The following is a 15,664-nucleotide window of genomic DNA, read 5'->3' as shown; positions in this document are numbered from 1 at the left end:
AAGGAGAGCTTCTATGAACAAACATATCGCCGTCGATATCGGCGCCTCCAGCGGCCGGCTGGTGCTGGGGACTCTTCAGGAGGGGAAGCTCAGCCTTGAGGAAATCCACCGCTTCAGCAATGGCTTCACAGAACGTGACGGCTCCTGCTTCTGGGATATTGATTATTTATTTGATCAGATTATCGTTGGACTCCGCCAGGCCAAAGCACTGGGCATCACGGAGTGTACGTTAGGCATCGATACGTGGGCGGTGGATTATGTACTCCTTGATGCGGCTGGAAGCCGCATCAAGGAGGTGTATGCCTACCGTGACCGCCGTACGGAGGGGGTTATGGAGGAAGTAGCCGCCATCCTTCCACCTGACACAGTGTATGCCAAAACAGGGATTCAGCAATTAACCTTCAATACCTTATATCAATTATATGCCCATGACCGCAAAGAGCTGGCCCAAGCGGATCAAATTCTGCTGGTGCCGGATTATCTCTACTATAGATTAGGCGGGCGGAAGATCAATGAGGTCACGAATGCCTCTACCACCCAACTGCTGAATTTACAGACGGGCGACTTCGACTCCGGGCTGCTGTCGTTTCTTCACTTGCGAAGAGAGCAGTTTGCCCCGCTGACAGCTCCGGGTGAGAGTCTTGGATTTGTCCAGGAATCGCTTGTCCGCCAGTATGATCTGCCCCGCTGCCAGTTGATCTGTGCAGCCACACATGACACCGCCTCTGCAGTGCTTGGTGTACCTGTGCAAAAAGGCCGGTCTGCAGCTTACATCAGCAGCGGCACCTGGTCGCTGCTGGGTGTGGAGCTTGACCAGCCGATCAACGATCCGAAGGCGATGGCGGCGAATTATACCAACGAATGGGGAGCCTACGGTACCTACCGGTTCCTCAAGAATATCATGGGCCTCTGGCTGATTCAGGAGGTGCGCAGGCTGGTCGGTGAACGCTACAGCTTCGCTGAGCTGGCCCGGCTGGCCGGAGAAGCTGAAGGCTTCCGCAGCCTGATCCCGTGCAACGCGCCGCGTTTCCTCAATCCGGGCAACATGATTGAGGAAATCCGCGCCGCCTGTGCGGAGAGCGGCCAGCCTGTCCCGGAAACACCGGGACAACTTGCACGCTGTATATTCGACAGCCTGGCTTTGTCCTACCGGAGTTATCTGCAGGAGCTGGAAGAGCTTACGGGAACAGCGGTGGAGGTGCTGCAAATTGTCGGCGGCGGGGCGAACAACGGGCTGCTGTGCCAGCTGACTGCCGATGTGGCCGGCAGAGAGGTGCTGGCCGGACCCACGGAGTCAACGGCACTGGGAAATCTCGCGGTTCAGCTGATTCATGCAGGCAGTGTAGCCAATATTGCCGAAGCCAGAGCGATCATCGGGAATTCTTTTCCCATGGCTTCATATACCCCGCGCCCTGTTCCGCAGCTGGAAGAGCTGCTGGACCGCTGGGAGGCCCTTCACCACCATTAGGGAGCAGATGCTCACCACACTTTTAGGAGGTTGCAGCATGGATCAGAACATCATCAATAGTTATAACGAGGCCAAGAAAGTCTATGCAGCCCATGGAATCCATGTGGATGAAGTATTGGAGAAGCTGGCGCAGATCAAAATTTCATTGCACTGCTGGCAGGGCGATGATGTCAAAGGGTTTCTTTTTAAGGATAAGGAGCTGAGCGGGGGCATTGCGGTAACCGGGAGCTATCCTGGACGCTCCGGTACACCGGATGAGCTGCGCAAGGATTTGGAGAAGGCCTTGTCGCTGATTCCGGGCAAACACAAGGTGAATCTGCATGCCATCTATGCGGACACGGATGAACAGGTGGATCTGGATGAACTGGAGCCGCGCCATTTTGCGCCTTGGGTCGAGTGGGCCAAGGAACAGGGGCTGGGTCTGGATTTCAATCCGACCTGCTTCTCCCATCCCAAAGCGGCAGACGGCTTCACCTTAAGCCATGCGGACGAGGAGATCCGCAGCTTCTGGATCCGGCATTGCAAGGCTTCGCGCCGGATTGCTGAATATTTTGGCCGCGAGCTGGGGCAGCCCTGCGTGACGAATTTCTGGGTGCCGGACGGCTATAAGGATACCCCGGTGGACCGGCTGGCTCCGCGCATGCGCCTGAAGGAATCGCTGGATGAAGTGTTCAGTGAGGAGATTGATCCGAAGTTCAACATAGATGCGGTAGAAAGCAAGCTGTTTGGAATCGGTTCAGAGAGTTATGTTGTTGGTTCTCATGAATTCTATATGGGCTATGGGCTGACCCGGGGCAAGGCGATCTGCCTGGATGCCGGACATTTCCATCCGACCGAAGTCATTTCCAATAAACTGTCCTCCATTCTGATGTTCAGTGAACAGCTGCTGCTGCATGTCAGCCGGCCGGTCCGCTGGGACAGCGACCATGTCGTCACCATGGATGACGAGTTGCTCGAAATCGCCCGCGAGCTTATCCGTGGAGATTTGCTGGGCCGCACGAATATCGGCCTGGACTTTTTTGACGGCAGCATCAATCATATCGCCGCATGGGTCATCGGCACACGCAATACCATCAAGGCACTGCTGCGGGCCATGCTGGAGCCGGTGGCCGAGCTGAAGGCGGTTGAGCTGGCTGGAGATTATACCTCCCGTCTGGCCCTGGCCGAGGAATTCAAGTCCTATCCGTTCGGTGCCGTCTGGGATTATTACTGTGCCCAGCAGAATACACCTGTCCGCGAGCAGTGGCTGGCTGAAGTGAAGCGCTATGAGCAGGAAGTGCTGGCTGCAAGATAAGGGCGGCTGCGGCCGGAAGTCCGAGCCTTCGTATATAAAGGAGAGAACACATATGAGCACATCCGTAATTGAATCCAAAGGTTATATCGCAAGCGTGGAAGCGCCGTTTATCCGGGAGATGTCTGAAATCACCCACCACATGTGGTCACTGGGCTGGGATGAGCTGAACGGCGGCAATGTGAGCTGCCTGCTGGATGAAGAAGAGGTAGCCAAATATATTAGCATCCGGGAGCCGCTGCGGACGATTAAGCTAACTTTTCCTGTACAGGAGCTAGCCGGTAAATATTTCATTGTCACAGGTTCGGGCAAATATTTCCGCAACGTGATCAAAGATCCCGAAGCGAATCTCGGTGTGCTGCGTGTCAGCGGCAGCGGGGAGAGCGTAGAAGTGCTGTGGGGTCTCCGGAACGGCGCAGTGCCGACGAGCGAGCTGCCTTCACATTTTATGAGCCACATTGAACGGCTGAAGGTAGATCCGTCACACCGCATTGTGCTGCATACCCATGCCACGAATGTCATCGCCATGACCTTCACCCATGACCTGGATGAGCTGAAATTCACCAAAACCCTGTGGCAAATGTGCACCGAATGCCTCGTCGTCTTCCCGGACGGGGTCAGCGTCATTCCTTGGATGGTTCCGGGCAGCAGTGAAATCGGCCGGGCAACCGCCGACAAAATGAAAGATTACCGCGTAGTGATCTGGCCGCAGCATGGCATTTTTGTTACCGGTGCAACGATGGATGCAACCTTTGGCCTGGTGGAAACGATTGAAAAAGCGGCAATTGTCTACAACCTGATCGGCGGCAGAGAAATCAAGCAGAAGATCACGGACCGGCAGCTGGCCGATTTGGCTGCGGCATTCCGCGTGACCCCAAAAGCCGGGATTTTGGAAGTATAGAACTTATTTAGAGCATACACAGATTATCTTTGATTTAAGAGCCGGGATAAGCAGGTAACTGCGGTGTCCCGGTTTTTTATGGATAAATATGGGATACCTCATTTGCTTTTGCCCGCTGCAAAAGGCATAATATGCTTACTTAAAGTAATTATATTGTGAAATGGAGGCTGGATATGAACACCGATAAATTGTTTGCCCCTTTTCAGGCAGGAAGCCTGACACTTGCCAACCGTATCGTGATGGCCCCTATGACCCGTGTGTTTTCGCCCGATGGCGTTCCGGGTGAGGATGTTGCTGCTTATTACCGCCGCCGTGCCGAAGGCGGAGTCGGATTGATTGTTACAGAAGGGACGGCCATCAATCATCCTTCAGCCGTCAGCCACCAGAATATCCCGAATATCCACGGTGAAGCCTCGCTGAAGGGCTGGGCAAAAGTGGTGGAAGAGGTTCATGCTGCCGGGGGCAAAATCGTTCCGCAGCTCTGGCATGTCGGCATGGCCCGTACCATTGGCGAGCTGCCGAATGTGGACGCGCTGCCGGTCGGTCCTTCCGGGCTGAACCTGGCCGGTGAGAAGATTACAGAACTGATGACCAAGCAGGAAATCAGCGGGATTGTCGCTGCTTTTGCGCAGGCAGCGGCGGATGCCAAGGCTGTGGGCTTTGACGGCATTGAGCTGCACGGGGCGCATGGATATCTGATCGATCAATTTTTCTGGAGAAAACCAACAAACGCACCGATGAGTACGGCGGCGACCTGGAGGCACGGACAACGTTTGCCGTTGAAATCATCGATGCATGCCGCCGTGCGGTAGGGCCGGATTTCCCGATCATTCTCCGTTTCTCGCAGTGGAAGGCCGGGGACTATGCGGCCAAGCTGGCACAGACGCCGGAGGAACTGGCCCGGTTCCTGACTCCGCTAAGCAATGCAGGCGTAGACATTTTCCACTGCTCCACGCGCCGTTTCTGGCTGCCGGAATTTGAAGGCTCCGAGCTGAATCTGGCCGGATGGACGAAGAAAATCACCGGCAAACCTACGATTACCGTAGGTTCGGTAGGGCTGAACAGTGAGTTTGGTTCCGCAGTAACAGAACAAAATGAAGAAGACAATCTGGACCGGCTGATGGAGAAGCTGGAGAAGGCAGAGTTCGATCTTGTAGCTGTCGGCAGAGCACTCATTAGTGATCCTGCATGGCCAGCCAAGGTGCAGAGCGGCCAAAAAGACGAAATTATTGCTTTTACTCCCGAAGCGACGAGAACACTTTATTAATCATACAAGCAGGATAACAGCTTTGCCTTGAAAACCGCCCCCGAACAGGGCGGTTTTTTGATCAATTGTTCCATTCATGGAGAATCGCAGCTTTGAGTTCGCGGGTCCAGTGCGGCTTGCTTCAGCATATGACGGCGAGGGTAGGCCGGAGGCGGCCGATTCAACAAATATAATGGCCTGCCGCCCACCGATTACCGGAATGGCTGATTTATGCTATAATTTTTACTTGAGTATTACAAAATTAGCCTTGCAAATGCTGCAGAGCTTCATGAATAAAGGACGTGAAACCATGACGACGGAGAATAACTCACCGGACTTAAAATCCGGCAAGGGTGGTTCGAAGGATTACTCCAAGTATTTTGATTTCTCTGATGCCAAAGTCATCAGTGAGGAAGAAGGCAAGACGACCTACCGGATCAAGGGCCGGACGGTTCAGATCAACTCCAACCCGGATTACAAGGAAGGCAAACGCCGGGGCAAGCAGGATATAGAGGTTATTGATTTCGACAATGCGGAAACGAATAAGATTATGGAAGAGTTCAGAGAGATCAACCGCCACAAGCAGCATTATTACTCGATAGCCACCTACGGCTGCCAGATGAATGAGCATGATACCGAGACCATGAAGGGGCTTCTGGAGCAGATGGGCTACCTGGGCACCGAGGACCGCAACATGGCGGACATCATTCTGCTGAACACTTGTGCTATCCGTGAGAATGCCGAAGATAAGGTGTTCGGGGAGCTTGGCCATCTCAAAAATCTGAAGCTGGAGAAGCCGGGCCTGCTGCTTGGGGTCTGCGGCTGCATGTCCCAGGAGGAAGGCGTGGTCAACCGGATTATGTCCAAGCACGGCTTCGTGGATATGATCTTCGGCACCCATAACATTCACCGCCTGCCGCAGCTGGTCAAGGAAGCGTATTTCAGCAAAGAACTGGTCGTGGAGGTCTGGTCGAAGGAAGGCGACATTATTGAGAACCTGCCGAAAAAACGGGAGGGCATGCGCGCCTGGGTGAATATCATGTACGGCTGCGATAAATTCTGCACCTATTGCATCGTGCCGTTCACACGGGGCAAAGAGCGCAGCCGCCGGCCTGAAGACGTGATTGCCGAGATGCGGGAGCTGGCCCGCCAAGGCTTCAAGGAAGTCACTCTGCTGGGGCAGAATGTAAATGCCTACGGCAAGGATTTCACAGATATAGACTATACATTCGGGGACCTGATGGACGATATGCGGAAGATCGATATTCCCCGCATCCGCTTCATGACCTCGCATCCCCGTGACTTTGACGATAGATTGATTGAGGTGCTCGGCAAAGGCGGCAACCTGACGGAGCATATCCACCTGCCGGTGCAGTCGGGAAGCACAGCCGTGCTGAAGAAAATGAGCCGTAAATACAGCCGCGAGACGTATCTGGAACTTGTCCGGAAGATCAAGGCGAGTGTCCCGGACGCCGTGCTGACGACCGATATTATTGTCGGTTTCCCCGGCGAAACCGAAGAGCAGTTCGAAGAGACACTGTCGCTGGTGCGCGAAGTGGGCTATGATATGGCATATACCTTCATTTATTCCCCGCGCGAAGGGACGCCGGCAGCCTCGATGGAGGATAATGTGCCGCCAGAGGTGAAGAGTGAACGCCTGCAGCGCTTGAATGATCTGATTAAGGAGCAGAGCCGGGTCAGCAATGACCGGATGCTTGGCGAGACCGTCGAAGTGCTTGTGGAAGGCGAGAGCAAAAACAATTCGAATGTGCTGTCCGGCCGCAGCCGGGCCAACAAGCTGGTGCATTTTGAAGGGCCGAAGGAGCTGATCGGCACCTTTGTGCAGGTTAGAATTACGGATACGAAGACATGGTACATCAAGGGAGATTGCGTGGCAGAGGCCGTGTCAATTCTATAATCATAGAGGAATGGGGCGATAGCAGTGAGCCAGGAAGAACCGCGTCTGAACGATTACGGCATGCAGACCTACAATACCCGTGACCTGATTGTGCGGGAGGATATCATGGGCAAAGCCAAGGAGCTTGCTTCACTCATTTCCACCAGCGAGGAAGTGAAGCACTTCCAGCAGGCTGAACAAAAGATTCAGAATCATGAACGGGTGCAGAGCCTCATTTCAGCCATCAAGAAGAAGCAGAAAGAGATTGTGGCCTTCGAAAGCTTTAAGAACAAGGAAATGGTCGCCAAAATCGAGCGCGAAATTGAAGTGCTGCAGGATGAGATCGACGAAATTCCGGTTGTCAATGAGTTCCAGCAGAGCCAGAGCGACATCAACTATCTGCTGCAGCTGGTGATTTCTGTGATCCGGGACACCGTCTCCGAGAAAATCAATGTAGAAGCGGGTACGGAAGCTCCTCCTTCAACCTGCGGGGATTAAATCAAGAATGCAACCAATTATTAAATAAGCAGCGGCAAAGGATGATTCATTGTGAGCGAGAACGAGGAACAAACCTATAACGTCAAAAAATACCGCACACCGGATGGGGTTCCGGCCGATATCGTCATGTTTACGCTAACCAAACGCGAGCGGAAGACCGTCACCAAGACACTTCCGCTGCGCGAACTGAAGGTGATGCTGGTCAAACGCAAAAAATGGCCATATGCCGGGATGTGGGCGCTGCCGGGGGGCTTTTGCCAGGAAGATGAATCCATCTATGATGCCGCAACCCGTGAGCTGAAGGAAGAAACCGGTGTGGACGGCGGACATCTGGAATATCTGGGTGTCTACAGCAAGCCTGGCCGCGATCCGCGCGGGTGGATTATCAGCCATGCGTTCTTTGCGCTGGTGGAGGAATGGATGCTGGAGCACAGACAAGCTTCCGATGATGCGGGAGAGGTGGGGCTGTTCACGCTGCAGGAAGCGCTTGAGGAGCTTGAGCTCGCTTTTGACCACCATGACATTATTACCGATGCCTACCTGCGGATTCAGCAGCAAATGCTGCAAACGACGATTGCCCGGCAGTTTCTGCCGCACCATTTCACACTAAGCGAGCTGTATCAGGTGATCCAGACGGTCGTGCCTGAATTCAAGGAGCCTAATTTTATCCGCAAAATCACTTCAACCCGCAGCCGTCAGGGTATATTAAAAGAAGTACGGGATGAAGCCGGCAATCCGGTCAGCTCCAACCAGTATTCGCAGCGTCCGGCACAGCTCTATATGTTCACGGATCATGAGCCTTTGTTATCCATCTATACTTAGGAGGTACCGGAATGAGAGCCTTGATCGTAATTGACTTCACCAATGATTTTGTGGACGGCAGCCTGCCGGTGGGACAGCCCGCTATTGATATCGCACCACGGATCAGCGAACTGACACAGGCGTTCGTAGACAGCGGCGACTATGTTGTGATGGCGGTGGATCTGCACGAGGAGAATGATCCTTACCATCCGGAGGCCAAGCTGTTCCCGCCGCATAATCTGCGGGGCACCGCAGGCCGCGAGCTATACGGCAGCCTCAAAGACGTTTACGAACAGAACCGCGATTCCATCTATTGGATGGACAAAACGCGCTACAGTGCCTTTTGCGGCACGGACCTTACGCTGAAGCTGCGTGAACGGGGCATTACTGAACTGCACCTGGCCGGAGTCTGCACGGATATCTGTGTCCTCCATACGGCAGTGGATGCCTATAACAAGGGTTTCAGCATTGTCGTTCACAAGGATGCCGTGGCCAGCTTCAATCCGGAAGGGCATCTCTGGGCGCTGGGACATTTCAGCGGAAGTCTCGGAGCGAAGGTAGTCAGAGAAGAATAGCTAGGAGATGAGGATTTGAGGAGAGAACTTGCTCTACATACAGACAAATATCAGATCAATATGATGTACGCCCACTGGGTGAATGGAAGCCATAAGCGGAGAGCGGTGTTCGAAGCCTATTTCCGCAAGCTTCCGTTCGGCAACGGCTTTGCCGTATTCGCCGGGCTGGAGCGCATCACCCAATATATCTCTGAGCTGCGTTTTACGGAAGAGGATATCCGCTACCTGTCGGAGCAGGAAGAGAACTATGCGCCTGCTTTTCTGGAGGAACTGCTGCAGTTCCATTTCCAGGGCAGTATCTATTCCATGAAAGAGGGGGCGCTGGTTTTCCCGGATGAACCGCTGGTCCGGGTTGAGGGCACCATCATGGAGGCGCAGCTCGTAGAGACGGCCATCCTGAATTTCATGAACTACCAGACCCTGATCGCCACCAAGGCATCCCGGATTAAGCAGGTGGCCCCGAAGGATACGCTGCTGGAGTTCGGGACCCGGCGCGCGCAGGAAGCAGATGCGGCTGTCTGGGGCGCCCGCGCGGCTTATATAAGCGGCTTTCATGCCACCTCGAACATGCTTGCCGGCAAGAAATTCGGCATTCCCACCAAGGGCACCCATGCCCATTCCTGGGTACAGAGCTTTGCCAGCGAGCAGGAGGCCTTCGATGCGTATGCCAAGGTGATGCCGGATGGCGTTACCCTGCTGGTGGATACCTTTGATACCCTCCGCAGCGGTGTGCCGCATGCGATCAATACAGCGAAGATGCTGGAAGCGGCGGGCAAGCGGATGAACGCCATCCGGCTGGACAGCGGTGACTTGGCTTATTTGTCCATTCAGGCGCGTAAAATGCTGGATGAGGCAGGTTTGGACTATGTGAAGATCGTAGCCTCCAATGATCTGGACGAAAATACGATCATGAACTTGAAATCGCAAGGAGCGGCAATTGACACATGGGGTGTCGGCACACAGCTCATCACAGCCTCAGACCAGCCTTCCTTGGGCGGTGTGTACAAGCTTGTCGAGATTGAATCGCCTGCCGGTGAAATGGTGCCGACGATCAAGATATCCTCCAACCCGGAGAAAGTATCTACGCCCGGCAAAAAGGAAGTCTTCCGGATCGTCGGCCCCAAAGGCAAGGCCTTGGCCGATTACATCAGCTTCCCTGGCGAGCAGGAACCGCGCAGCGGTAGACGCTTGAAGCTGTTCAATCCGCTGCATCCGTATCTGCAGAAATATGTGGAGAAATACGAGGCGGTATCGATGCTGGAACCGATTTTTGTGAACGGGTTCCAGGTCTACAAGCTGCCGGTGCTGGATGAAATCCGCCGTTACCATCAGGAACAGATTGATTTGTTCTGGCCGGAGTATTTGCGCAAGCTGAATCCCGAAGTGTACCGTGTGAATCTGAGCGAATTGGTTTGGACCCGCAAACAGCAGCTGATTGCCGAGCATATGATGACGGATCTGAACGATGGGCCGAACTCTGAAATATAAGCTGGGCCAGGATTTGAGGGCTGTCGCTGTAGGAGAATCTCTTACAGGACAGCTTTTTTTAAAAGAATTTATATGTTTTGTTTTGGGAGAAGAGAAGTTTCCCCCAATCTTTGGACGAACTTGTAACGAGCAACGGCAGAAATGCCGTTGTCGGAGTGCCCAAGGCCGAGTTCTGAGGGATTCGCCGGTCTAGATATCCTAATTCCAGCCAGCATTCGCTTACCGGCGTCTTCGTCAGGCGTGATAGTTGGAAAAAGGGAACTTATTTTTCCGGAAATCAAGAAATCCTGAGATTGAAGTGGAAAAAGTAAACCTAATCACCCATGGCCTGGCGGCCACCGTCGGTCATGAAAATCAGGTGAAGTCAGAGTGAATATTTGGTAAAATTGTGCCGTGGATCAGAGGTCGATTCAATATTGGTGAAACATCCCGAAACCTAATCTGACCCACTGCAACGACGAGGATCGCCGAGTGTTGCCACGAGCACGTGTATAAAATTTTATCTCTTTAGGTTGCATGATCCACGCATACTTTTGGCTTGGAGGTAGGGAATATGGATGCCATTCGTGAACGTTGTGCCGGGTTGGATATTCATCAGGAGACAGTGGTGGTTTGTCTGCTGAGTGGCCCTCTGGAGAAGAAACCCAGGTCGGTGACCGAGACGTTTGGAACCACAACCCGTGAGCTTTTGAGGTTACAGGAGTGGCTGGAGCAGCAGGGATGTACCGAGATTGCCATGGAAAGTACAGGGGTCTTTTGGAAACCCGTATGGAACATTCTGGAGAGCACCTGTACGATCACGCTGGCCAACCCGCATCATATCCGCAATATGCCCGGGAAGAAGACTGACGTCAAGGATGCCGAGTGGATCGCCAAGCTCCACCGTTGTGGCTTGATTGAGGGAAGCTTTGTCCCGGACGAGCCCATCCGCGATTTGCGTGACCTTACCCGGTATCTGCGCAAACTGAAGCAAAACGCGACGCAAGAAAAGAACCGGATTCACAAAATTCTACAAGATGCCAACATTAAACTGACCACGTATGTCTCCGATCTTTTTGGCGTTTCCGGGCGTGCGCTACTGGACTCGATGGTGAATGGCGAAGTGCTGGATGTGCATGAGATCCGCAAGCTGGTTCATACCCGGCTGAAGATGAAGGTGCCTTCCCTTGTGGAGGCATTGAACGGCCGACTGCGCCTGCATCACCGGAAGATGATCCGGCGTCATTTGGAACATTTGCAGTATCTGGAGAGTGAAATCCAGACGTTGGAAGCTGAAATTGAGGAACTGGTGCAGCCATACATGAAGGAAATTGAACTGCTGGATACCGTTCCAGGCGTGAGCACCGATGCGGCGGCGAGCATCGTGGCGGAACTGGGTACCGACATGTCTCCTTTTCCAAGCGAAGCCCACCTGGCCTCTTGGGTGGGGGTGTGTCCAGCCAACCATGAGAGTGCCGGTAAAAAAAAGTAAAAAGAACAAACGCGGGAACCGAGTTCTGAAAGCCGTACTCGTCCAGTGTGCTTGGGCGGCGAGTAAGTCCAAGAATAATCGGCTTTCCGCCATGTACAGTCGGATCGTGAAACGGGCAGGAAAACAGAAAGCCATCATCGCATTAGCCCATGCGATGATCCGAATCATGTATGTGATGCTTCGGGATAAAGTCCCCTATACAGAGCTCGGGACGGAATATCTGAACACCCCAGAGCAGACCGCAAACTACCTGATTAAAAAACTTCAAAAGCTAGGCTACCAAGTGGAACTGACACCTACCACATGATAACCACTTTTTAAAAAAATGAAGTTCCGATTTAGAGAATCTTTAAAGCGAAACTCACTTTCGAGCTGTGAAGCGGAAAAGTTATTTTCGTATAAATTGGGCCACATTTCTGGTCCAATGGCGAAATGGGCTGAATTAGTGATCCTTTTTCCACTTCATCTGCCCGAGGATAGGGTACTCCGGCAAATTAGTTGACCTTTTTCCACTTAAAGAGTTGCCGTAGAATTCAAGGTGAATCGTTCTCCAGGTAACGTTAGAAGCAAGACGGCTGCACTGTCCCTTGGAGGACGGCACAGGTGTTTTTGCTCTAAGATAAGAATTTTATAGGTTTTGGGGGAAGCGACTTCCCTCTTATTTCATTGTATAGGAAATTATATAGTGTAAAAAAGTGTGGATATCTTGGAAGCCTCACAGGATATAAGCGATGCAGGGGAATTGGGCTCCATCCGCGGACTGTAGCGGACTGAGGAGCCCTTATTTTGCCAAAAATCTTACTTTTTCAGCGGATACGGACTCAGGAGTCGTTATATCATTTATGGAGCCTGGAATAAAGGGGAAAGGGACAAATAAAGGCATCTCAGTCCGTTTGTCCTGCGGAATAGACGAATCTTCTATTTATAACGGCTTTCCGGTCCGTAACGGCTGCGGATAGATCGCGAGGAGTACAACGGTCCGTCTTCAGCATGCCCCCGTTAATTTTGGAGCGGTGGCGAATCCCTGCGGCCGTAAGCCCAATGTTGTTATTCACCTGCCAGGGTAATTTTGTTCTATACGTATTGACACTGATAGATTGGAATAATATATTAATTATGTACTTATTTGCAATTTCGTTGTGTGTAGGACTCTTCTTTTTTTGCTGCAAAAGTTAAAGCGCTTTAACTTTTTCGCGCTGCAAGCTGCCAATCAGATGCTGCCAGGGAGGTGAGGAACCAGACTGCATTACCGATTATCCGAAATGTTACTAACAAAGGGTATGCTTCCAGGGTGAGTTTGCACAAAGCTTTTTGAAGCTGAGGTCTACCAAACTTTGAGGAGTGATTGATGATGAAAAATCAAGGGAAGCGTATGTGGCACTGGAAATCTTTCGTATTGTTATGTCTGGCGATCTTTATCCTGCCTGCGGGCTCAGCATTTGCAGCAGTGAACAAACCGTTTCCCCAGCATACCACGTATACTGGCGGGACGATCAAACCGGATAATGTGACGCAAACGGTGATGGACAATGCGGTGAAGACCAAATGGGATGCATGGAAGGCTGCATATCTCAAACCTGCCGGCACCGGCAAATATTATGTCAAATATAACTCGGCCGGGGAAACGGTATCTGAAGCACACGGCTATGGCATGCTGTTCACGGTGCTGATGGCCGGTTACGACAGCAACGCCCAGACGTATTACAACGGCCTGTATAACTATTATACTGCGCATCCCAGCTCCATCGACCCTTATCTAATGTCCTGGAAACAAAACAGCAGCTTTCAGAACATTGAAGGCGAGGATTCCGCGACCGACGGAGACATGGACATCGCCTTCTCGCTGCTTCTCGCCCATAAACAATGGGGAAGCAGCGGTACGGTCAACTATCTGCAGGCAGCCAATAATATCATTAACGCCATTATGGATAACGAAATTAATCAGAGCCAGTGGACGATCCGGCTCGGGGATTGGGCTAACAGCGGCACGTACAATACGGCCACACGCCCGTCGGACTTTATGCTGAATCATCTCAAAGCCTTCCAGGCGGCGACGGGAGATTCCCGCTGGCAGAACGTGACGGACAAAACTTACACCATTATTAACAGCCTTTACAGCGGATACAGCTCCAGCACCGGACTCCTGCCTGACTTTGTCGTATATTCGGGAGGCGTCTACAAGCCGGCGGCAGCGGGCTTCCTGGAAGACGCAAATGACGGAAATTACAACTATAACTCCTGCCGGACGCCTTGGCGCATTACAACGGATTACCTGCTTACCGGAGATAACAGAGCCTTGAACCAGTTGAATCAGATGAACAGCTGGATCAAATCGAAGGTCAACAGCGCCCCGGGAAATATCAAGGACGGCTACAAGCTGAACGGCTCCACATTCGGAAGCTACAACAGCGGAGCTTTTTACGCTCCCTTTGGCGTCAGTGCAATGACTTCCGCATCCAATCAGGCTTGGCTGAATTCACTCTGGAGCCATACCTCCGGCAGTGCTGCGGAAGACTATTATGAAGACAGCATCAAGCTGTTCTCGATGATCGTAATGTCCGGCAACTGGTGGACTTACTAATTGAAGAGTCGGCGATGAAGCACAAGCCCGTCCGGCAGCGGACGGGCTTTTTTGAATTCGGGCGGGACATGTTTCAAGCCTGTGATATTTATCATGTTTTATGTGACAAATTTAACATCTTAATTTTTAATTTTATTGCTAAATTAAGGGTGACATTAGTTCCACATTCGACTTGGGAAATGCAATTTGACACATATTGTTCACAATTTGTCGTTTTTATGGCAGATTATCTTCTATTAAAGTAACGCAGCACTGTCGCGTATAAAGAAATCGATTGAAATCCATAAATTATTGTGATTCCCCAAGCGTGGAAAATGCAAGATTTGTCACTTCGCGACCTGCGAAATCAAGTTACAATCGTTGAAAAAGTCATAAGGATGTTATTCTACTTGACACTTAGAAAGGGGTTTTGTCGGTGGTACAATTACCAATCGTTAACGATCTTGGATTTTTCGAGATTCGTCTGGAATCCATTGGAGGCTTGGGAGCGAACCTGGCAGGCAAGATGCTCGCGGAAGCGGGAGTGGTCGGCGCAGGGCTGAACGGTGTCAGTTTCTCGTCTTACGGCTCGGAGAAGAAGGGGTCTGCCGTTAAGGCGCATATCCGCTTCTGTGATCTGAACACGCCTATCCGCGATACTTCGCCGGTAGAACGTCCGCATGTTGTGGGCGTGTTCCATGAAGCGCTGGCCAAGACCGTCAACGTGACCAGCGGTATCCTTGAGCACAGCACGGTACTGGTAAATTCGGCCAAATCGCCGGAGGAGCTGAAGGAGCTGCTGAAGATGAAGGCCGGAACCATTGCCGTGATCGATGCAACCAGCATTGCCCTGAAAGAGAAGAACCGTGTAAATATGGCGATGCTGGGCGCGCTGTTCCGGCTCTGTCCGTTTCTCGATACCGAAACCATGAAGGGCGTTATTGAGAAGTCCCTCGGCAAAAAATATCCGCAGGCTGTACAGTCGGCCATTTCGACGTTTGAGCGCGGTTATAATGAAGTGGAATTTATGCAGTTTGAGCTGGCTGCCGGTGACAGCATGCCTGAATATGTCCGTTCCGATATTGGTGTTCTGGGTTACGACACTCAGCCGATGGGCGGCTCGATTATTAATCCGGGCAGCACATTCCTGAAGAATCTCAGCATTTCACGCTCCGGTATGCTCCCGGCGTTTGATCTCGAAGCGTGCATTCACTGTGCCCAGTGCGATACGGTTTGTCCGGATCAGTGTTTTGTATGGGAGGAACGGGTTGACCGCAAGGGCCGTTCGCAAATGTACCTGACAGGCATCGATTATCAATATTGCAAGGGCTGCCTGAAATGTGTGGGCGCATGCCCGACCTCGGCGTTGTCAAGCCAGCGCGAGAAGGAAGGCTATGCGGACAGCCATACGGTGCACCACCAGTTTGATCTGATTACCCAGGCCTAATACTCGGAAGAAAGGTGGAAT

12 protein-coding genes and 2 pseudogenes are annotated in these 15,664 nt (G+C 52.3%); 13 read left to right on the top strand and 1 reads right to left on the bottom strand.

Going from position 1 to position 15,664, the window contains the following annotated elements; genetic code table 11:
* Window positions 1–13: 13 nt before the first annotated feature.
* The 11 genes and pseudogenes from rhaB (at window position 14) to JI735_RS36380 (ending at window position 11,943) form a co-directional block, all read left to right on the top strand.
* Window positions 14–1,468: a rhamnulokinase gene (gene rhaB / locus JI735_RS26665; RefSeq protein WP_202676599.1), complete on the top strand. Its 1,455-nt coding sequence runs from the start codon at window positions 14–16 to the stop codon at window positions 1,466–1,468.
* A gap of 37 nt (window positions 1,469–1,505) precedes the next feature.
* The gene (gene rhaA / locus JI735_RS26660) at window positions 1,506–2,762 is read left to right on the top strand and encodes an L-rhamnose isomerase (RefSeq protein WP_039835845.1); all 1,257 of its coding nucleotides are present in this window, start codon (window positions 1,506–1,508) and stop codon (window positions 2,760–2,762) included.
* Between the two features lie 52 nt (window positions 2,763–2,814).
* Window positions 2,815–3,660, top strand: a complete 846-nt coding sequence (gene rhaD, locus JI735_RS26655) for a rhamnulose-1-phosphate aldolase (protein ID WP_039835846.1) — start codon at window positions 2,815–2,817, stop codon at window positions 3,658–3,660.
* A gap of 173 nt (window positions 3,661–3,833) precedes the next feature.
* Window positions 3,834–4,927, top strand: a pseudogene (locus JI735_RS26650) (NADH:flavin oxidoreductase).
* 289 nt (window positions 4,928–5,216) lie between these two features.
* Window positions 5,217–6,824 (top strand): tRNA (N6-isopentenyl adenosine(37)-C2)-methylthiotransferase MiaB, encoded by a 1,608-nt coding sequence (gene miaB / locus JI735_RS26645; protein ID WP_202677695.1) that lies wholly within the window; start codon window positions 5,217–5,219, stop codon window positions 6,822–6,824.
* A 60-nt stretch (window positions 6,825–6,884) separates the two neighbouring features.
* The gene (locus tag JI735_RS26640; protein WP_411830141.1) at window positions 6,885–7,301 is read left to right on the top strand and encodes a YlbF/YmcA family competence regulator; all 417 of its coding nucleotides are present in this window, start codon (window positions 6,885–6,887) and stop codon (window positions 7,299–7,301) included.
* 51 nt (window positions 7,302–7,352) lie between these two features.
* Window positions 7,353–8,123, top strand: coding sequence for an NUDIX domain-containing protein (locus JI735_RS26635; protein ID WP_020431780.1), 771 nt, complete (start codon window positions 7,353–7,355; stop codon window positions 8,121–8,123).
* Between the two features lie 11 nt (window positions 8,124–8,134).
* Window positions 8,135–8,677: a cysteine hydrolase family protein gene (locus tag JI735_RS26630; RefSeq protein ID WP_039835849.1), complete on the top strand. Its 543-nt coding sequence runs from the start codon at window positions 8,135–8,137 to the stop codon at window positions 8,675–8,677.
* Between the two features lie 15 nt (window positions 8,678–8,692).
* Window positions 8,693–10,165 carry a nicotinate phosphoribosyltransferase gene (locus JI735_RS26625; protein ID WP_039835850.1) on the top strand — a complete coding sequence of 491 codons (1,473 nt, stop codon included), beginning with the start codon at window positions 8,693–8,695 and terminating at the stop codon, window positions 10,163–10,165.
* 553 nt (window positions 10,166–10,718) lie between these two features.
* A pseudogene (locus JI735_RS26620) lies at window positions 10,719–11,673 on the top strand (IS110 family RNA-guided transposase); the annotation flags it as partial.
* A 54-nt stretch (window positions 11,674–11,727) separates the two neighbouring features.
* A complete protein-coding gene (locus JI735_RS36380; protein WP_233182827.1) occupies window positions 11,728–11,943 on the top strand; it encodes a hypothetical protein in 216 nt (71 codons plus the stop codon).
* A 577-nt stretch (window positions 11,944–12,520) separates the two neighbouring features.
* On the opposite strand, the gene JI735_RS26615 is transcribed toward JI735_RS36380, so the two are convergent.
* The gene (locus JI735_RS26615; protein ID WP_202676598.1) at window positions 12,521–12,691 is read right to left on the bottom strand and encodes a hypothetical protein; all 171 of its coding nucleotides are present in this window, start codon (window positions 12,689–12,691) and stop codon (window positions 12,521–12,523) included.
* Window positions 12,692–12,987: 296 nt separating this feature from the next.
* Between JI735_RS26615 and JI735_RS26610 the strand changes: the two genes are divergently transcribed.
* Together JI735_RS26610 and JI735_RS26605 are read left to right on the top strand one after the other, a co-directional pair.
* Window positions 12,988–14,217 (top strand): family 8 glycosyl hydrolase, encoded by a 1,230-nt coding sequence (locus JI735_RS26610; protein ID WP_039834967.1) that lies wholly within the window; start codon window positions 12,988–12,990, stop codon window positions 14,215–14,217.
* Window positions 14,218–14,632: 415 nt separating this feature from the next.
* Window positions 14,633–15,643 (top strand): 2-oxoacid:acceptor oxidoreductase family protein, encoded by a 1,011-nt coding sequence (locus JI735_RS26605; RefSeq protein ID WP_039834969.1) that lies wholly within the window; start codon window positions 14,633–14,635, stop codon window positions 15,641–15,643.
* Window positions 15,644–15,664: the final 21 nt, after the last annotated feature.

The organism is Paenibacillus sonchi (genome assembly GCF_016772475.1).
GTDB classification, from domain to species: Bacteria; Bacillota; Bacilli; order Paenibacillales; family Paenibacillaceae; genus Paenibacillus_AQ; species Paenibacillus_AQ sonchi.
The sequence above is the reverse complement of the archived record's forward strand: the minus strand, read 5'-3'. Positions and strand labels throughout refer to the sequence as shown.